We start from the raw sequence: 19,013 nt of genomic DNA, 5'->3' as shown, positions 1-19,013 counted from the left end.
CCTCTGAATACACAAATCTATCTGTTTACCACCTCCCTGATTTATAAAACATTTTCATTCCAATCCTAAAGTGCTAGGTTGATGTTAAGATTCACTACGCTGACAATGGATATTCCCTAATAACTGGTTTATAGTTTGCAATTGGAATAGAGCTTGCAAAAAGCAAAGATGAGCAAATTTATTATTCACTTACTGGTTGAGTAAGTGGTCACCTTAAACAAAGGAACAGCATGCGCGGTTTAGCCTTATTTTGTATCCTAGCATTGGCTTTCATAACGTCTCCGGCACACACTCAAGTTGGCACTGTGTTGAAGGGCCCCAAGGGTGTTGACTATGGCCTTGAAGGTCGATCTGTTGGCCCAATTCGGTCTTCGGACACATTGTGGCGCGTCGCTCAGAAAATAAGACCAGATGACTCTGTTACGATTTATCAGGTCATGAAGGCGCTGTACGACAAAAATCCAGGTGCGTTTCTAGATCAAAACCTCAACCATATGCGTGATGGTGCATACCTTCGTATTCCAACACTTGCTGAGATCAGACGTGTCAATCCGGGCATTGCGAAACAAAAATCTGACCAAGATGATGTGCTGTGGGAGCGTAAGAAAAATGGCACTCTAAACCAGTCTGATATAGATGCTGCCAAGAAGCGTGTGACGCAAGCACGCAAAGTAGATGTTGAGCAGGCACAAAAAGCGTTAACCAATCAACTTAGAAACTTGCGCATGGAACAAGATTCCAAGCTACTTGATTTGCAAAATCAGTTCAAGTCTTCAGTACAGAATGTGGAAGATATTCTAGAAGAAAATAACCAACTTAGAAAGCAACTTAGCAGTATTTCTGATGAGCTACAAAATGTACGAGAGCAGCTCGGCAAAGACAGCGAGATCCAACAGCAGCTAAAAGTTGTGATTGATATGCAAAGTGAGATGATTGCTCAGCAAGAAGCTGATAAAAAAGCCGAGCAAGAATCAAGTTTTGGTAACGCTCTGTCCAACCCTCTTGTGATCGCCTTACTGGCGACGATTCCAGCTTTGTTAATTGTTGGGCTTGGGCTGATGTTTTTCTTACGTAAGCGCAAACAAGCAGCTGACAGCAATGTTGAAGAAGATGAGTTTTTACCGCAAGCACCTGTTTCTGCAGCGGCCACGGCAGGAGCAGCAACAGCAGCTGCAGCCGACCCACTTGATTTAGACATGCCTGTAACTGATGATATCTCTCCACTGGATGAGAGTGTTCAACTTGATGATGACATTCTGCCTGAAGATGATGACATTGTATTTGATTCTTTAGATGATGAAGATGATGGTTTTGAAACTGGTAGTAGTACGTTAGATCAAGATGAGTTAGATAGCTTACTCAATGATGACATTGTATTTGATGACGAATCGCCAGCTGAAGAGGCATCGGACGATATCGATGATTTCTTGCAACAAAGCTTTGATTCTACAGACGATGCGCTTGACGATGAAGTTACGCTAGATGTTGAGGAAAGTACGTCTGATGGAGACGATATTTTAAGTGCAGACGACATTGATGATTTATTTAACGAAGTCGGTGATGAGCAAGACGATACATTGGATGTAAGTGACGATGCGTTAGCTGCGTTGAGTGAAGAGCTGGCAGAAGAGCCTGCCCCATCAGTGTCAGGCGATGAAGAATTTGATTTAGATGATATCGATAGTCTAATCGATGAGGCAGCAGCAGAACCCCCAAAGCTTGATGAGGCTGAAGGAGTAGCTGAAAACGACAGTATTTTAAGTGCTGACGATATTGATGATTTGCTCGATGGTGCCTTGGATGATGAAGAGTTGGCATCTGATGACGACGGATTTGAACTAGATGATGTTGATGGCCTGATTGATGAAGCACAACAAGCCTCGGAAGAACAACAAGGGATTGATGATTTAATCTCTCAGGCAGAACAAGGCAACGAGTTGGCTGATGACGATGATATTGATGCGTTATTGGCTGAAGCAGGCGAAGAACCAGAGACTGATTTAACGGGTGCTCCAGAAGATGAACTGGATAATGTAGATGATATTTTAGCTGAGGTTAGTGAAAGTGATTTAGACACTGAGCTTGAAGCCGAAGTTACAGAGTCTGCTATTGAAGATGACTTAGGCGATATTGATGACTTGCTTGCTGATGTGGGCGACGAAGAGTTAGGCACAGAGCTTGAAGCCGAAGTTACAGAGCCTGCCATTGAAGATGACTTAGGTGATGTTGATGACCTACTTGCCGATGTGGGCGACGAAGAGTTAGGCACAGAGCTTGAAGCCGAAGTTGCAGAGTCTGCCATTGAAGATGACTTAGGCGATATTGATGACTTGCTTGCCGATGTGGGCGAAGAAGAATTAGACACAGAGCTTGAAGCCGAAGTTACAGAGCCTGCCATTGAAGATGACTTAGGCGATGTTGATGACCTACTTGCCGATGTGGGCGACGAAGAGTTAGGCACAGAGCTTGAAGCCGAAGTTGCAGAGCCTGCCATAGAAGATGACTTAGGCGATGTTGATGACCTACTTGCTGATGTGGGCGAAGAAGAATTAGACACAGAGCTTGAAGCCGAAGTTACAGAGCCTGCCATTGAAGATGACTTAGGCGATGTTGATGACCTACTTGCCGATGTGGGCGACGAAGAGCTAGGCACAGAGCTTGAAGCCGAAGTTGCAGAGCCTGCCATAGAAGATGACTTAGGCGATGTTGATGACCTACTTGCTGATGTGGGCGAAGAAGAATTAGACACAGAGCTTGAAGCCGAAGTTACAGAGCCTGCCATTGAAGATGACTTAGGCGATGTTGATGACCTACTTGCCGATGTGGGCGAAGAAGAATTAGACACACAGCTTGAAGCCGAAGTTGTTGAGCCTGCTATTGAAGATGATTTTGGCGATGTTGATGACTTGCTTGCCGATGTGGGCGAAGAAGAATTAGACACAGAGCTTGAAGGTGAAGTTACAGAGCCTGCCATTGAAGATGATTTTGGCGATGTTGATGACTTGCTTGCCGATGTGGGCGAAGAAGAATTAGACACACAGCTTGAAGCCGAAGTTACAGAGTCTGACATTGAAGATGACTTAGGTGATGTTGATGACCTACTTGCCGATGTGGGCGAAGAAGAATTAGGCACACAGCTTGAAGCCGAAGTTGTTGAGCCTGCTATTGAAGATGAATTAGATAATGCTGATGATTTATTAGACTTTGATCCATTAGCGGTTTCGACGGTTGAAGCTGGACACCTCGATGGGATGGTAGAGGATGAGGTTAATGCTCCAGATATGTCGAATATTCAATCTGATATCGCTGTAGATGAGAATTTAGAAGCTGAGCCAGAGCTCGAAGCTGAACCAGAGCTAGAAGCTGAACCAGAGCTAGAAGCTGAGCCAGAACTCGAAGCTGAGCCAGAACTCGAAGCTGAGCCTGAGCTCGAAGCAGAACCAGAACTAGAAGCTGAGCCAGAACTAGAAGCTGAGCCAGAACTCGAAGCTGAGCCAGAACTTGAAGCAGAGCCAGAACTCGAAGCAGAGCCTGAGCTCGAAGCTGAGCCTGAGCTCGAAGCAGAACCTGAGCTCGAAGCTGAACCAGAGCTAGAAGCTGAGCCAGAACTCGAAGCAGAACCAGAACTCGAAGCAGAGCCAGAACTAGAAGCAGAGCCAGAACTAGAAGCAGAGCCAGAACTAGAAGCAGAGCCAGAACTAGAAGCTGAGCCAGAACTCGAAGCAGAACTAGAGCTCGAAGCAGAACCAGAACTCGAAGCAGAGCCAGAACTCGAAGCAGAGCCAGAACTAGAAGCAGAGCCAGAACTAGAAGCAGAACCTGAGCTCGAAGCTGAGCCAGAACTCGAAACAGAGCCAGAACTAGAAGCAGGGCTAGAGATCGAAGCTGAGCCAGAACTCGAAGCTGAGCCAGAACTCGAAGCTGAGCCAGAACTCGAAGCTGAGCCAGAACTCGAAGCTGAGCCAGAACTCGAAGCTGAGCCAGAACTAGAAGCTGAGCCAGAACTAGAAGCTGAGCCAGAACTAGAAGCAGAGCCAGAACTAGAAGCAGAGCCAGAACTCGAAGCAGAGCCAGAACTAGAAGCTGAGCCAGAACTAGAAGCAGAGCCAGAACTAGAAGCTGAGCCAGAACTCGAAGCAGAGCCAGAACTCGAAGCAGAGCCAGAACTCGAAGCAGAGCCAGAACTCGAAGCTGAGCCAGAGCTCGAAGCAGAGCCAGAGCTCGAAGCAGAGCCAGAACTCGAAGCAGAACTAGAGCTCGAAGCAGAACCTGAGCTCGAAGCAGGGCTAGAGATCGAAGCTGAACCAGAGCTCGAAGCTGAGCCAGAACTCGAAGCAGAGCCAGAACTCGAAGCAGAGCCAGAGCTCGAAGCAGAGCCAGAACTCGAAGCAGAACTAGAGCTCGAAGCAGAACCTGAGCTCGAAGCAGGGCTAGAGATCGAAGCTGAACCAGAGCTCGAAGCAGGGCTAGAGATCGAAGCTGAACCAGAGCTAGAAGCTGAGCCAGAACTCGAAACAGAGCCAGAACTAGAAGCAGAGCCTGAGCTCGAAGCTGAGCCAGAGCTCGAAGCTGAGCCAGAGCTCGAAGCTGAACCAGAGCTAGAAGCTGAGCCAGAACTCGAAGCAGAGCCAGAACTCGAAGCTGAGCCAGAGCTCGAAGCAGAGCCAGAGCTCGAAGCAGAGCCAGAACTCGAAGCAGAACTAGAGCTCGAAGCAGAACCTGAGCTCGAAGCAGGGCTAGAGATCGAAGCTGAACCAGAGCTCGAAGCTGAGCCAGAACTCGAAGCAGAGCCAGAACTCGAAGCAGAGCCAGAGCTCGAAGCAGAGCCAGAACTCGAAGCAGAACTAGAGCTCGAAGCAGAACTAGAGCTCGAAGCAGAGCCTGAGCTCGAAGCAGGGCTAGAGATCGACGCTGAACCAGAACTAGAAGCTGAGCCAGAACTCGAAGCTGAGCCAGAACTCGAAGCTGAGCCAGAGCTCGAAGCAGAGCCAGAACTCGAAGCAGAACCTGAGCTCGAAGCAGAGCCAGAACTAGAAGCTGAGCCAGAACTAGAAGCTGAGCCAGAACTAGAAGCAGAACCTGAGCTCGAAGCAGAGCCAGAACTAGAAGCTGAGCCAGAACTAGAAGCTGAGCCAGAACTAGAAGCTGAGCCAGAACTAGAAGCTGAGCCAGAACTAGAAGCTGAGCCAGAACTAGAAGCTGAGCCAGAACTAGAAGCTGAGCCAGAACTAGAAGCTGAGCCAGAACTAGAAGCTGAGCCAGAACTAGAAGCTGAGCCAGAACTAGAAGCTGAGCCAGAACTAGAAGCTGAGCCAGAACTAGAAGCTGAGCCAGAACTAGAAGCTGAGCCAGAACTCGAAGCTGAGCCAGAACTCGAAGCTGAGCCAGAACTCGAAGCTGAGCCAGAACTCGAAGCTGAGCCAGAACTCGAAGCAGAACCTGAGCTCGAAGCAGAACCTGAGCTCGAAGCAGAGCCTGAGCTCGAAGCAGGGCTAGAGATCGACGCTGAACCAGAACTAGAAGCAGAAGTTGATACTGAGTCCAATCTTGAAAGCCTTATACATGATATCGAAGGCTCTGAGCTGCAAAATGTCGATGACATGCTCGAAGCGCTTGAAGTTGAGGCTGATATAGCCTCTCTTGATGAAGAGCTAATGGCTGAAGAAGTTGAAATTGATTTGGGTGATGATCCTCTGGGAGATGAAGTGGACCTGCTGAGTGAGGAGCCATTGCCAGAGCAAGATTTTGTTACACCCAGCGAACAGCTAGATAGTTATCCAGAGCTTGAACTGGAAGAGGTTGACGATCCTGAAATCTCATTAGCTGAAGCGTCTTTCACAGAAGGGGTAAGTGAAGCAGAGCGTCAACTTGCCGAAAGTCTTGAAAGCCAAAAAGATCTAAACGCAGGTATCGACGGTGACCTAGAAGCTTCATTTGATGATGAGTTAGATGACTTATTTGATGATTTGGATGATGAACCACACTTAGAAGAGACCGATTTACTCGCTGAGCCATCCTCCGGTGCATCAGTTGAAAATGATAAAACGCCGGCTGTTATAGAAGATGAGTTAGATGATTTAGGAATTGATTTAGATACACCATTTGATGAAGATGCAGCCATGGCGGCGATGGATGAAGAGCGACTTAGCGAGCCTGAACCGCAAATGGTCAGTGAATCATCTGAATTACAAGATCTAGAAATAGATTTAGATACGCCATTTGATGAATCTGCGGCGCTTGCATCAATAGAAGCGGAAGGTAGAGAATCTATCATAGCTGATGAAGCCGGTGTTTCTGAAAAAATGGATCTCGCACAAAACTCTGGTATATCAGATGCTGAATTAGAACTGGATGTAAGCACTGGCCCTGAAGAATTTTTGGCTGAGTTAGATGAAATTTCAGAAGCTCAGAGTGAGGTTGAACCCCCAGTTGATATTGATGAAAGCGCCATTGAAGATGCTTTCATGGCCGATTTGGAGGAAACTAATTTTGATGCCTTACTGGATGAGTATGCAGAACCTGAAGAAATAGAGCGTGTAGAGGAGCCGGAGTTAGAGGTCGACTTTGATGCGTTACTCAGTGAAGATCTAGACGAGAAGTTTGAGATCGAAGAGGAAACTCCCCAAGAAGCCTCTTCTGCAATGCCCGAAGACTTTTTAGAGATTGATGACTTAATTGCAGAAAGTGATGATGCGGTGACGATGGAGGAGCCCTATCAAGAACCCAATATGGATGTGGGGTTAGATGACTTTGAAGAATTACTTGCTGGTGATAATCCTACGGATGTCGATTTGGAAGAGGGTGGGTTTTCAGCTAAGTTAGATTTAGCTCGGGCTTATCTTGAAATCGAAGATTTTGATTCAGCGGTTTCTGCACTAGATGATGTCATGGAGAACGGCCCTTCATCTGTGCAAGAAGAAGCGAGATTGCTTAAAGAGCAAATAAAATAGCAAAGACGGCATAACAAAAGGGGGGCGATATCGCCCCCTTTGCTTTTATTCCCAACGCCAATAGCATAAAATGCGCGGCTATAATTTAGTGAAGAGTTTGCAAGTGTATGCGTGTAGTACTAGGTATCGAGTATAACGGCGGCAATTATTCAGGTTGGCAAAGACAAAGTCATGTGAGTAGTGTCCAAGAAGAAATTGAAACAGCGCTTTCGCGGATCTGTAATCATCCGGTAGACATTGTATGTGCAGGTCGCACTGATGCCGGTGTGCATGCGACAGGGCAATTAGTTCATTTTGATACTGATGCTGAACGCGAAATGAGCGCGTTTACACTTGGCATGAACTCTCAATTACCTGATGATATTGCTGTACGTTTTGCACAGCAAGTTGATGATGAGTTTCATGCTCGTTTCAGCGCAACGGCAAGACGATATCGTTATGTGATTTACAATCATACTTACCGCCCTGGGATATTAAGAAATGGAGTTACCCATTTTCATCATCCACTAGACGAAAAGAAAATGCAGGCTGCTTGTCATCATATGTTAGGTGAACAAGATTTTACCTCATTCAGAGCAGTACATTGTCAATCTAATACGCCTTTTAGAAATATTCACCACTTGCAAGTTGACAGATTTGGTGATTATGTTGTTATAGATGTGAAAGCCAATGCATTTTTACACCATATGGTTAGAAATATTACTGGGTGTTTATTGGATATTGGTATTGGTGAGCAATCACCGGATTGGATGGCTGAATTACTAGCTATAAAAGATAGAACAAAAGCTAGTGCGACGGCAAAACCCAATGGTCTATATTTAGTTGATGTTGATTACCCAGAAAAATGGGGTATCCCACAAATGTCTGTAGGCCCTTTGTTTTTGCCAGAAGTGGAAATAAAAAAATAACTATTACTTAGACGCGGAAGAAACTGCATGGGCTATCCAATTGTAAGCGGTAGTTTTCCTTATATCGTGCATTAAAATCTCAGTTCTTCATGCGTCTATTACTTGTTAAGACTACTAAGACCAGTTTTTTATACCGCTGTTGCCTTAAACATGTTTTAATTGGGAAAATCTGTCTGTGTGTGCAGACTAATATACAGAATAAAGACAAGAGAGTTGCCAATGAGTTGGTTAGAAAAAATCTTGCCTAAAGCTGCTAAATCGGCAGGTAAGAAAGAGGTTCCGGAAGGAGTATGGGCAAAATGTACAGCCTGTGATTCCATCTTATACAAAGCTGAGTTAGAGAAGTCGCTTTATGTGTGTCCTAAGTGTGACAATCATATGCGTATTTCAGCGCGTGAGCGTCTAGAGCGCTTCTTGGATGACGGTGAGCTTGTGGAGCTAGGCACTGAGTTTGAACCGCAAGATGTATTGAAGTTTAAAGACTCTAAAAAGTACTCGGACCGTATTACAGCTGCACAAAAAGTCAGTGGTGAAAAAGATGCGCTGATCGCGATGAAAGGTCGTTTGAAAGGCATGCCAGTTGCTGCAGTTGCGTTTGAATTCTCATTTATGGGTGGTTCAATGGCGTCTGTTGTAGGTGCGCGCTTTGTTGCTGCTGTGAATGAGTGTCTTGAGCACAATATGCCGCTAATTTGTTTCTCTGCATCAGGCGGTGCACGAATGCAAGAAGCGTTATTTTCATTAATGCAAATGGCTAAAACCAGTGCTGCACTTGCAAAAATGAGTGAGCAAGGTTTACCGTTTATCTCTGTATTAACTAACCCAACTATGGGTGGTGTATCAGCTTCATTAGCCATGCTTGGTGATATCAATGTAGGTGAACCAAAAGCATTGATTGGTTTTGCAGGCCCTCGTGTAATCGAGCAAACAGTACGTGAAACCTTACCTGAAGGTTTCCAGCGCAGTGAGTTCTTATTGGAGCACGGTGCGATTGATGTGATTATTGACCGTCGTGAAATGCGTGACTCTCTAGCACGTATGATTTCTAAGTTTATGGACTTGCCTTCTACAGAACAAGAGCATAGAGTAGCGTAAATTTTTCGAAATTGAGCTAGCTATGTCACACATCAAACCTAGCCAATCATCGAGCTTAGATGATTGGCTTTGTTATTTAGAGCAACTGCACCCTGCGAATATCGAAATGGGGTTGGAACGTGTTGCTCAAGTCGCAAACAATATTCATTTACTTGATACTTCCAGTAAAATAATTCTAATCGGTGGCACTAACGGCAAAGGCACAACAGCTCGTTGTATGGAAGCGATGTTACTTTCACAAGGCTATTCTGTTGGTACCTATGCTTCCCCGCACCTTATTCGTTACAATGAACGTGTGCGCATTAATGGTCAAGAGCTGAGCGATCAAGATCACGTTGATGCATTTTACCAATTAGAGCAAGGTCGCGGTGAAACTCAGCTGACTTATTTTGAGTTTGGCACGCTGGGCGCGCTGGCTTTATTCAAGCGTTATGAAGTGGATTATGTATTGCTTGAAGTCGGTTTAGGTGGTCGATATGATGCAACGAACATAGTCACGCCATATGCGAGCGTTATTACCACCATAGATTTAGACCATAAAGAGTACTTAGGTGATACACGTGAGCTTGTTGGGTATGACAAAGCGGGTATTTTTAGAACACAGACACCTGCAATAGTGGGTGACCTTAATATCCCCCATACTGTTACGGATTACGGTGATGAAATTAACGCAGAAATGATTTTATCAAAGCGTGATTTTATCTTCACTCCACTTGATAATGGTTTACGCTGGCAGTATCAAGAATATGATATGACGTTAACACAGCCTAGTATTCCTGCACAGAATGTAGCAACCGCGTTGACTGCGTTAGCACGACTAAATCTGTTACCTGAGCATACCAAAATTCCTGAGGTATTAGATAATTTGCAGGTCGAAGGGCGTTTTCAAAAGCTTAGTGACACACCTTTAGTGTTCACAGATGTGGCTCATAATCCAGAGTCAGCACGTTATTTACGTACAAAGTTACTCGACTTAAAAAATCAGGGCTTTAAAATTAACGTCTTAGTCGCTATGCTTGCTGATAAAGATAAATCAGCAGTGATTGATGAGTTGAGAGATGTCGTTGATCATTGGTCATGTGCGGCGCTCAGTGGTCCACGTGCCGAAAGCGCTGAAAATATGCGAACAGCATTAGGAAAAACTCAGCAACAAGATGTTGCCGCTTTTGATTCAGTACACACAGCATTAGATGCATTGTTACCTGTTCAAGATGCACGCTCTGTGCTGATTATATTTGGCTCATTCTTCACAGTTGCAGATGCCATAAAGTATTGGAAAAAATAGAGAGTAAGATGTGAACTCAGGATTTGTAAATCGCCTCGTAGGTACCAGTATCATAGTGATCGCTGCCATCGTATTTATTCCAAATATTTTGGATGGCGAAAAAGTGCATTACAAAGAGGGGTTTCAACAAATTCCTGAGCGACCTGAATTTACATCTATTGATTTGCAAGAGGCAGTGGATACTCGTGCTGAATTGGCGATCCAGCCTAAATCAGAAGTTATTGAAGATATTCCAGCCGATGACATATCTACGGTTGTAAGCGTGGAAGACCCATCGCCGGCGATAGAAGCAGAGGAAAGGAGCTCAACCGACTCGGTCGACACAGAGCCTAATGAGTCTGAGGCGCAACAAGCGGCAGCAATACCCAGCGAATCGCAAACTAAGCCTGAACCTAAGCAGCCTATTGAAGAGCAAATTACAGAACCTAAGAAAGCTGTGACCGCAGAGGTCAAAGCACCCAAGCTAGTGCGTCCAGAGAACTCAAACTTTTCGAAGATGGCGTATGTAATACAGCTTGGCAGCTTTTCTCATAAAGCAAATGTTGATGCGCTGACTGCTAAACTTAAGCTCAATGGCTTTAAAACTTTTACTCGTCCGGTTAAAACCCCCAATGGGACGTTGACAAAAGTATTTGTTGGACCAGATTTAAATAAGCAAAAACTTGAAGCTAAGTTACCAGAATTAAAGAAGTTAACTAAGCTTAACGGCCGACTTACTCAATTTAAGGTTGCAAATTGATCTGGCAATTCTAGGGCGTGTCTTATAAAATGCGCCCAAAATTAACGACTTGTTGGTTATTATGATTTGGGTTGATTACGCCATATTTACAGTTGTCGGTATTTCTACCTTTTTTGGCCTGATACGCGGCTTTGTAAAAGAAGCTATGTCCCTTGTAGTTTGGGTTGGCGCATTCTTTATATCCAGTCTATTTTATCAATATCTATCCACTTTCCTTACCTTTGTTTCAGAACCCCTTTTAAGAAACGCAGCAGCAATAGCCATACTATTTGTCGCGACGCTGGTATTAGGTGGATTGGTTAATTTTATATTGGGTGAACTTGTACAGCGTACAGGATTATCTGGCACAGACCGCGTTGTTGGCATCTTATTTGGTGCTATGCGTGGAGTATTAGTGGTCAGCGCCCTGTTGTTCTTTCTCGATGCTTTCACCAAAGCCCCAGATACAGATTGGTGGAAGGCGTCGGTAGTAATCCCTGAATTTGGATTTGTTATTGAGTGGTTTTTCTCTTATTTGGAGAACAATTCGAGCTTTTTAAATTCAGCAAACCGTTAATCGGCGAGGAATTTTTTAATGTGTGGTATCGTTGGGATAGTCGGAACATCTCCTGTTAATCAGGCCTTGTATGACGGCTTAACTGTTTTGCAACACCGCGGTCAAGATGCAGCGGGCATCATTACCATTGACAACAATACGTTTAGCCTTCGCAAGGCAAACGGCTTGGTAAAAGACGTGTTTCACACACGTCATATGAAACGACTACAGGGCAATATCGGTATTGGCCATGTGCGTTACCCTACTGCAGGTTCTTCAAGCTCTGCTGAAGCACAGCCTTTCTATGTAAACTCACCATTCGGTATTTCATTAGCGCATAATGGTAATTTGACCAATGCAGCTGAGCTGAAAGAGCGTTTGTTTACCAAGGCTAGACGTCATGTAAACACGACTTCAGATTCAGAGATCCTGTTAAATATCCTTGCATATGAGCTAGGTTGCAGTGACAAAATGAAGCTTGATGCAGATGACATGTTCACCGCAATTGCCGCTGTTAATGCTCAGTGTTCAGGTGGTTACGCAAGTATTGCGATGATTATTGGTCACGGCATGCTGGCATTTCGTGACCCGCATGGTATTCGTCCATTGGTGTTTGGTAAGCGTGACACAGACAATGGTACTGAGTACATGTTTGCCTCTGAAAGCGTTGCACTGGCTACTGATGGCTTTGATTTTGTACGTGATGTAGCCCCTGGTGAAGCGATTTATGTGACCGAAGATGGTCAATTCTTCTCGAAGATGTGCGCTGATAAAACCATGCTAGCGCCATGTATTTTTGAATTTGTTTACTTTGCTCGCCCAGATTCGACTATCGACAATATGTCTGTTTATGCGTCACGTGTAAATATGGGTACTAAGCTAGGTGAAAAAATACAACGCGAGTGGGCGGATAAAGACATTGATGTAGTTATTCCAATCCCTGAAACTTCATGTGATATCGCCCTTGAAATTGCCTCTGTACTCAATCTGCCATATCGCCAAGGTTTTGTGAAAAATCGCTATATTGGCCGTACTTTCATCATGCCTGGACAAGAGCAGCGTAAGAAATCTGTACGTCGCAAGCTTAATGCCATTGATAGAGAATTTGTTGGCAAAAACGTGCTATTAGTAGATGACTCAATTGTACGTGGTACAACTTCAGCACAAATCGTCGAAATGGCCAGAGAAGCGGGTGCTAAAAATGTTTACTTTGCATCAGCTGCACCTGAAGTACGCTTCCCGAATGTATATGGTATCGATATGCCATCTGCTGCAGAGCTAATCGCTCATGGTCGTGAACTTGAGGATATCAACGCTAGCATCGGTTCTGATGGTTTGATTTACCAGTCACTTGAAGATTTAATTGCAGCAGTTCGCATTGAAAATCCTGAAATCAGTCAGTTTGAGACATCAGTATTTGACGGTCAGTACATCACAGGTGATGTAGATCAAGAATACTTAAACCGTATTGATGCACTGAGAAATGACTCAGCAAAATCAACGCGTGAGCAAGCCATGTCAGCGAGCTTAGAGCTACATAACCAAGAAACAGGTGAAGGCGAATAAACACCGCTTGAACTCGAATATGTAAAAAGGGCGATGGTATAAACCATCGCCCTTTTAGTTTGATTTCGTTTTTAGGATAAAAGCAAAGGCAGCGCGAATCACCACGCTACCCTAAGTAAATGTAGGGCTAATTATGCCATTCGTCCATAAAATAGCTGTTGCAGCAAGAATGATCACCAATAAAATAAGCCCACATGTAACCATTGAACTGGCGTAAATAAACCCTCTTTCTTCAGGGATGTGCATGAGAATAGGCACACCTGTGTAAAGCAAGTATACAGAGTAAGCGACAGAGGCAATGCCAATACTCACCACAAACCAAAGTTCAGGATAAATGGCGGCAATGGCTGACATAAATAGCGGGGTTGAGGTGTAAGCTGCTAATTCAAGAGTTTGTGTGAATGTCGGAGCGGCACCAAAGGTGACTGCCATCCAATGCGCTAAATAGGCAAGTGCAAATACGCCGATGATCAGTGCAAAGTACATAGCTATCGCTATAAGCAGTGCACTTTCATGTGTGAGGTAGACTGCATCACCGGCGCCAACTTTCCAGCCTAGGTGAACGGAAGAAATATACCCCATAATACTTGGGATCAGGGCTATTACTATCATATGTGATAGGCTAAAACTGGCATTTTCATGATGGTTATCAATCGTCTGCCACTCCTCAATTGGGTGAGCATAGAGCCCCCACAAGTGGTTTAAAATCATACAAAGCCTCTCTTTTGTTGTTGAGTGTTTTTTACACAACTTCAATTAACATATGAAATATTGGTTAAATTTTGTCAAGAAACTCGAGTTAAACGACAGGTGTACTTGATCCCAAACAATCAAGCCATGTTATTTCCGCTACGCCAAGATAGAGTGCCATGGTGAGTGTGTGATAGAATTGCGTCATTAGTTCGAAATATTTTGATGATGATGCTAGATAAATACGCAGATTTGCTTGCACCGATTTACGAGTTCTTGGGCACATGTACACCCGACAGTTGGATTGAAGAGGCTAAAAAGCCTGACAATTTGCAACGACTTCTTGTTGACCATATGCATTGTGAATTAAAAGCGGCGCAAAGCGCAGCATTTTTAATTCGTAAATATGCTGTCGATAATGAGTCAGCAAAAACGTTATTGGGCTGGGTGAAGCCTTATGAGGATTTTGTATATCGTAAAATAGGTGATGGCACGTTTGCAGCGAGCAAAAACGAGTTAATTGGCAGCTTAACGGCAAAACCAGAATATGCCTACAACCAAGATATATTAGACAAAATGGTTCGTCTTATTAAAGAAGAACTGCATCACTTTGAGCAGGTACTTGAAATTATTCAGCAAAGAGGCCTGCGTGTACAAAGCCTAAACGCATCTCGCTATGCTGCGGGTATGATCAAGCATGTGCGTACGTTTGAGCCAGCTGCGTTAATTGACAAGCTCATTATTGGTGCATTCATTGAAGCGAGATCGTGTGAGCGCTTTGCTAAGCTTGCGCCGTTTTTAGATGACGAACTCGCGCGTTTTTATGTGTCACTACTGCGTTCTGAAGCGCGCCACTATCAGGATTACATTGAGCTTGCTGAGCAAGTGGCGCAGGCAACTGATCCGACACGTTTTGATGTGGCTGCGCGTATTGCCGAGTTTAAAGCCATTGAAAATGCACTCATAGATACACCGGATGAAGACTTTAAATTCCACAGTGGTGTCCCTGTAGCGGCTTAAAAACGTAATTAACGCCCCGCGCGTCTGCTTGGAAAGTGCTCTATTTGTCTGTGCTTTCTTGTTGATGCGCGATATGCTTTCTCGCCTTTGAATACGATGCCAAACCATAGCAGCGCCGGCCAGTACAAAAACGATAAAATCTCCAAGTTTTCAAAAAAGCTATAACAGATAAACACCGTCATTAAACACAATGCGGTTTGTGCTGTTTTAGAGTCTTGTGATTTCCATAAAAAGTAAATAAAGGTAAGTGCCATGGGCACAGCAAGGGCGATGGCGCCAACAATACCTTTGACAAAAAGCAGTCCATACCAGCTATGGTGAGAGCCAATTGGCATACGCTCAACGAGTTTTGGCCCACGCTCAACAATACCGTGACCCCAAATAGGCGCTTCTGCTTCCCAGCGTTGCACGGCTATATTGGCTAACGCCTGGCGTACTCGCGTTGAGCCTGGTCGCTGTTGCTTGACGGCTTCGTAAGAGTCCATTACCCATTGATACACAGGCTCACCAAGCAACAGTATCACGGGCACTAAAAAGCCGAGTAAAAATAAAAACCATGGTTCTTTGAATTTATCACTGAACATCACCATAGGAAAAAGCATGATAAAAATGGCAATGCCTGCGCGAGATTGAGAAAGCAGTAGCATGGCCCAGCACCCAGCGATGGCCCAGCGGCGAATACGGGCGTTTTGCTCTTGCAGGCAAAATACCAGATAGATACACGCCATAAACCCAGCAGCAGGGGCCCAAGGTGTGAAAAAGCGCCATCTACCAGCACCGGTTTCTGGGTTTATGCCGTAAAAACTGACCATAAAAAAGCTTTCCCCAGGACCACCTATGACTTTTAACGGAGAGAGGAAAATATCGCCGGGTAAGCGGCCTAAATAAAAAATAAAAGAAACCACAGCAAAGATCAGGGTTTGAATGCCGATGATGCATACCGCACGGATCACGACTTCTTTGCGAATTTGAATTAAGTTACCGATCAGAGGAAACAGCGCTAAAAGCGCCCAACCTTTCATCCAGCCGATGGATGATTTTATGGTTTTCCCTATGCCTAATGACCAATTAAAATGGGCGATAATGAGCGCCACCAGCATCACCAACATGGCTATGATCCATAACCACACCATAGGGTTAACGCGGCTATGCTTTTTATCGACTTCAACGTAGAGGCGGGTGATCACCATGGCAAATAAGATCCAGCCGATTACTGAGCCGAGAACGTATAGTGTGCCAGTTAAAAAGGAAGGGTAGGTCAGCACTAAGCCAGCCCAGACGACGAATTCTTCTGAGCTGACAAATTCTTTTTTCTCGCCAGGTAATGCTGACAGTAGTAGCATCCATTATCCTTTTGCTTTTGGCTTCTCAACAACGAGTGCAACGATCTCTCTGCGCTTATTAACCATTAATATAGCAAGTGATGTGAAAATCATCGCAAAAAGTGCCGCAGCAATAGCCAACCCTTTTTTAGGGCTTACTGCTTTGAAAGCCATCGAAGGTGGTGTCATAAGTTGCACGATCGGATAGGAAGCGAACACATCGGCTTTACTTGCTTCTAAACGGGCAGCTGCTGAGGTGAATACCGCTTCTGCTAGGTCAAACTCACGTTGAAGGCGTTCAAGCTCTGCAGCCTCACGTGCATATATTTTAATTTTTTCGTTTAACAATGTTTGGGCTTGGTCTAGCTGAACTAATTTTGCTTCTTTGCCTTTTTTAACAGCGTAAGCGTTAATAAGATCTGCAAAAAGTTGCGCACGTTTTGGGTTGTTTTTTAAATCTAGCGACGTGAATATGTGCGCTGCGTTTGGACCCACCAAACCTTGCGAGCGATTACGTAGCGACTGTTTTGAATATTCAAAGCGAGCAAATTCTGCTTTGACTTTAGGGTGACCTTCTCCCCAACGTGAGCGGTATTCGCTTAACTGAGATGCACTAGAGGTAAGCTCTGATAGATAGCCGCGGAACTCACTGTCAGACTGTAGTACAAAGGCTTGGCCCGCCATGGCAGGTGACACACCTAAATCAACGCTCAACTGGCTTACATAGTCCTCGCCTTGGCCGATCTCCGCTTGGATCATCACCATTTTTTCTCTGATTGAAGATAAAGTTGCGGTTTCTCTTTGCAGCTGCTCAGCCGAAACAATGAGTGAGCGCTGTTGAAAATCAATGATATTGTTGCGCGTTAGGTTTAGACGCTCACGGTACTGGTCTAACACGGCTTTGATGCTTTCGTCACGACGTTTAACCTCATCTGCACGCAAATGGTCAAGCTGTGCTTGTAGCGCGTCATAGATGGCCCAGGCTTTATTTTGTGCAATTTGAGGTGAGCCACCGGTTGTTTCTACATTCAAAATAGAGGTTTGCTCGGTTAAGCGTACTTTTGGATTACCAAACTCGCGACCTGTGAGGTTCATTGTTTTAGCTGCGCTGTCGAGCAGGTTACGACTCATGATCATTTCTTTATAATTGACGCGCGGGTTATAGCCTTTACCGAATGGCGCACTGGTCGACGAGACAACTTGGCCTACTTCATCAATATTAACTTGGCTGTTTGCACCGGTGCCTGGTAACACAATGTCAAAATCACTTTTGAATGTGGGTGCTTTTTGCAAATAGGCAATCACCAACAATGTAATGACAACATAGCTAACCGCACATGCAGCTAAGTAGGGTCTGCGCAGCCAACGATAAATCGTTGCTCTAAAGCGGCTGTATGGCGTTGTGACTTGAAGTGCTGTACCCATGATACACCTCCTAAAACACCTTGAATGGTGCGACTAAGTCTAAAACTGTTTGCGCTACGTCTCTCAGATTAGTGATATCAGAGTCGTAACAGGCGATAGCGTCATTTGGCATTACGTATGGATTGATTTTATCTCTATAAGGCATACGCATAAGTTGCTCGATTGAACGCTCTATCACTTGTGTCTGTTTTGTAATTGGGTGAGTGCTTACTAATACCACGCGACGAGGGGCGTTAGTATATGACTTGCCACCCACACAGTTGGCAGAAACGGCGGCTTGCAATAAACGCGTCCCATAAGGCAAGCTGCTTGAAAAACGACCGATGGCGGCGTTTGAATTACTCTCCGCAGAATCTATCAAGTTAGACATAAATACTCGAAAACCCTTTGGTGTGATTTGCGAGGGTCTAACCAAGTGAGGTTGAAAGCAACCTGTGCTTGGCACTATTACCTGGTCACCTGCGATTAACGCGTAATCAGTGACCGGCTCGCCTGTTAAAATACCTGTGAGGTCTACTTCTACCTGCCAGCCTGAGCGAATTAAAATCACTTGGTCGAGCTTTGCATCAGGGCGAATACCAGATGCGGTTCTAACCGCTTCAGACAATAAACGCTTTTTACTTTGGTCGCCAGAAGCTGCAAGACGCTCTTGCTGTACTTGCGAGGGGATAGTTGCATTAATTGTCACGCGACCTGGTTCAAACACTGCGCCTGATACCGGCACTTCTATGGATGCTAAGTTCAGCACTTTAATATTTACATCAAGTGTATGCGCCTTGAATATATTCGCTCTAATCAATGCCAGCTCAATGCGTTCGCTTAAATGTTTGGTGGTCAAACCCGCTGCAAAAATAGGTTCAATCACAGGCATTTCCAGTAGGCCAGAGCTATCCAGTATATAGCGGCCATTGAAGCCTTCACCAAACTCCATATGAATGTCGATCAAGTCGCCCGGGCTCAGTGGTAAAGAATTTGCATCTCTTCCACCAAGTACAGGTACGGGGGCTTGGTTGTTTGGGTGCGTAACAATCGCTTTGTCGACGCGATACTGTTTTGAAATGGCAAACTCATTCGCGCCAGAGCAATCTAAACCGGCTGCGAATACTGTGCCGGGCTCTGCTGGATTAATCACTGTGCCTTGTGCATCAGGGTGGCCATAAAAACGGTCGTCGTTATCTTCTAACTCTACTGTTCCGTCAATATGTGCACAGCCAGCAGTCAGCGCGATATTGCACACAAGTGCTAATATACTTAGCTTTGTTGTAATGCTGGTGACTGTCATAGTCTATTCCTTAATGAAAGATACTGTCTTAAATAAAGCATTAATTAGGCCAGTTGTCGAAATCATTAAAAAACAGAAAGTTATAATGTTATTTTGCGATTTTTATATTGGCTTTTTGCAATTTGCATTGAGTGGCGTTTGCAAAATAGAAAAGCCAGCCTTGGCTGGTTTTTCTATTTTGGGGGATTGAATGTGA

Annotated in this window: 13 protein-coding genes; 9 read left to right on the top strand and 4 right to left on the bottom strand. The window is 44.8% G+C overall.

The window, feature by feature from the left end; translation table 11 throughout:
- Positions 1-230: 230 nt before the first annotated feature.
- The 7 genes from S4054249_RS26350 to purF all read left to right on the top strand — a co-directional run bounded on the left by S4054249_RS26350 (position 231) and on the right by purF (position 13,078).
- Positions 231-6,950, top strand: a complete 6,720-nt coding sequence (locus S4054249_RS26350; RefSeq protein ID WP_069953171.1) for a FimV/HubP family polar landmark protein — start codon at positions 231-233, stop codon at positions 6,948-6,950.
- A gap of 107 nt (positions 6,951-7,057) precedes the next feature.
- Positions 7,058-7,858, top strand: coding sequence for a tRNA pseudouridine(38-40) synthase TruA (truA, locus tag S4054249_RS17090; protein WP_046357906.1), 801 nt, complete (start codon positions 7,058-7,060; stop codon positions 7,856-7,858).
- A gap of 219 nt (positions 7,859-8,077) precedes the next feature.
- On the top strand, positions 8,078-8,953 hold the full coding sequence (gene accD, locus S4054249_RS17085; protein ID WP_046357907.1) for an acetyl-CoA carboxylase, carboxyltransferase subunit beta: 876 nt from the start codon (positions 8,078-8,080) through the stop codon (positions 8,951-8,953).
- 22 nt (positions 8,954-8,975) lie between these two features.
- Entirely contained in the window at positions 8,976-10,238 is a 1,263-nt protein-coding gene (gene folC, locus S4054249_RS17080; protein WP_046357908.1) for a bifunctional tetrahydrofolate synthase/dihydrofolate synthase, read from the top strand.
- A gap of 10 nt (positions 10,239-10,248) precedes the next feature.
- Positions 10,249-10,977, top strand: a complete 729-nt coding sequence (locus tag S4054249_RS17075) for an SPOR domain-containing protein (protein ID WP_046357909.1) — start codon at positions 10,249-10,251, stop codon at positions 10,975-10,977.
- A 61-nt stretch (positions 10,978-11,038) separates the two neighbouring features.
- The gene (locus tag S4054249_RS17070) at positions 11,039-11,533 is read left to right on the top strand and encodes a CvpA family protein (protein ID WP_039608475.1); all 495 of its coding nucleotides are present in this window, start codon (positions 11,039-11,041) and stop codon (positions 11,531-11,533) included.
- Between the two features lie 18 nt (positions 11,534-11,551).
- The gene (gene purF, locus S4054249_RS17065; protein WP_046357910.1) at positions 11,552-13,078 is read left to right on the top strand and encodes an amidophosphoribosyltransferase; all 1,527 of its coding nucleotides are present in this window, start codon (positions 11,552-11,554) and stop codon (positions 13,076-13,078) included.
- 111 nt (positions 13,079-13,189) lie between these two features.
- Here purF and S4054249_RS17060 read toward each other — a convergent pair whose 3' ends face one another.
- Entirely contained in the window at positions 13,190-13,789 is a 600-nt protein-coding gene (locus S4054249_RS17060) for a Yip1 family protein (RefSeq protein ID WP_046357911.1), read from the bottom strand.
- A 210-nt stretch (positions 13,790-13,999) separates the two neighbouring features.
- Between S4054249_RS17060 and miaE the strand changes: the two genes are divergently transcribed.
- Positions 14,000-14,788 carry a tRNA isopentenyl-2-thiomethyl-A-37 hydroxylase MiaE gene (gene miaE, locus S4054249_RS17055; protein ID WP_046357917.1) on the top strand — a complete coding sequence of 263 codons (789 nt, stop codon included), beginning with the start codon at positions 14,000-14,002 and terminating at the stop codon, positions 14,786-14,788.
- 8 nt (positions 14,789-14,796) lie between these two features.
- Here the strand turns inward: miaE and S4054249_RS17050 are convergent, their stop codons facing one another.
- The 3 genes from S4054249_RS17050 to S4054249_RS17040 are packed head-to-tail and all read right to left on the bottom strand — an operon-like array spanning position 14,797 to position 18,817.
- Positions 14,797-16,131, bottom strand: coding sequence for an O-antigen ligase family protein (locus S4054249_RS17050; RefSeq protein WP_046357912.1), 1,335 nt, complete (start codon positions 16,129-16,131; stop codon positions 14,797-14,799).
- A gap of 3 nt (positions 16,132-16,134) precedes the next feature.
- Positions 16,135-17,535, bottom strand: a complete 1,401-nt coding sequence (locus S4054249_RS17045; protein ID WP_046357913.1) for a GumC family protein — start codon at positions 17,533-17,535, stop codon at positions 16,135-16,137.
- 10 nt (positions 17,536-17,545) lie between these two features.
- The gene (locus S4054249_RS17040; RefSeq protein ID WP_046357914.1) at positions 17,546-18,817 is read right to left on the bottom strand and encodes a polysaccharide biosynthesis/export family protein; all 1,272 of its coding nucleotides are present in this window, start codon (positions 18,815-18,817) and stop codon (positions 17,546-17,548) included.
- A gap of 13 nt (positions 18,818-18,830) precedes the next feature.
- Between S4054249_RS17040 and S4054249_RS26980 the strand changes: the two genes are divergently transcribed.
- Positions 18,831-19,007, top strand: coding sequence for a hypothetical protein (locus S4054249_RS26980; protein ID WP_155401413.1), 177 nt, complete (start codon positions 18,831-18,833; stop codon positions 19,005-19,007).
- Positions 19,008-19,013 lie beyond the last annotated feature (6 nt).

The sequence above is a fragment of the Pseudoalteromonas luteoviolacea genome, assembly GCF_001750165.1.
In the GTDB taxonomy this organism is placed as follows: domain Bacteria; phylum Pseudomonadota; class Gammaproteobacteria; order Enterobacterales; family Alteromonadaceae; genus Pseudoalteromonas; species Pseudoalteromonas luteoviolacea_G.
The sequence above is the reverse complement of the archived record's forward strand: the minus strand, read 5'-3'. Positions and strand labels throughout refer to the sequence as shown.

Coding starts and splice junctions, on each gene's coding strand:
- S4054249_RS26350 (WP_069953171.1), top strand. CDS start 231: ATGCGCGGTTTAGCCTTATTTTGTATCCTAGCATTGGCTTTCATAACG.
- truA (WP_046357906.1), top strand. CDS start 7,058: ATGCGTGTAGTACTAGGTATCGAGTATAACGGCGGCAATTATTCAGGT.
- accD (WP_046357907.1), top strand. CDS start 8,078: ATGAGTTGGTTAGAAAAAATCTTGCCTAAAGCTGCTAAATCGGCAGGT.
- folC (WP_046357908.1), top strand. CDS start 8,976: ATGTCACACATCAAACCTAGCCAATCATCGAGCTTAGATGATTGGCTT.
- S4054249_RS17070 (WP_039608475.1), top strand. CDS start 11,039: ATGATTTGGGTTGATTACGCCATATTTACAGTTGTCGGTATTTCTACC.
- purF (WP_046357910.1), top strand. CDS start 11,552: ATGTGTGGTATCGTTGGGATAGTCGGAACATCTCCTGTTAATCAGGCC.
- S4054249_RS17060 (WP_046357911.1), bottom strand. CDS start 13,789: ATGATTTTAAACCACTTGTGGGGGCTCTATGCTCACCCAATTGAGGAG.
- miaE (WP_046357917.1), top strand. CDS start 14,000: ATGCTAGATAAATACGCAGATTTGCTTGCACCGATTTACGAGTTCTTG.
- S4054249_RS17050 (WP_046357912.1), bottom strand. CDS start 16,131: ATGCTACTACTGTCAGCATTACCTGGCGAGAAAAAAGAATTTGTCAGC.
- S4054249_RS17045 (WP_046357913.1), bottom strand. CDS start 17,535: ATGGGTACAGCACTTCAAGTCACAACGCCATACAGCCGCTTTAGAGCA.
- S4054249_RS17040 (WP_046357914.1), bottom strand. CDS start 18,817: ATGACAGTCACCAGCATTACAACAAAGCTAAGTATATTAGCACTTGTG.
- S4054249_RS26980 (WP_155401413.1), top strand. CDS start 18,831: ATGAAAGATACTGTCTTAAATAAAGCATTAATTAGGCCAGTTGTCGAA.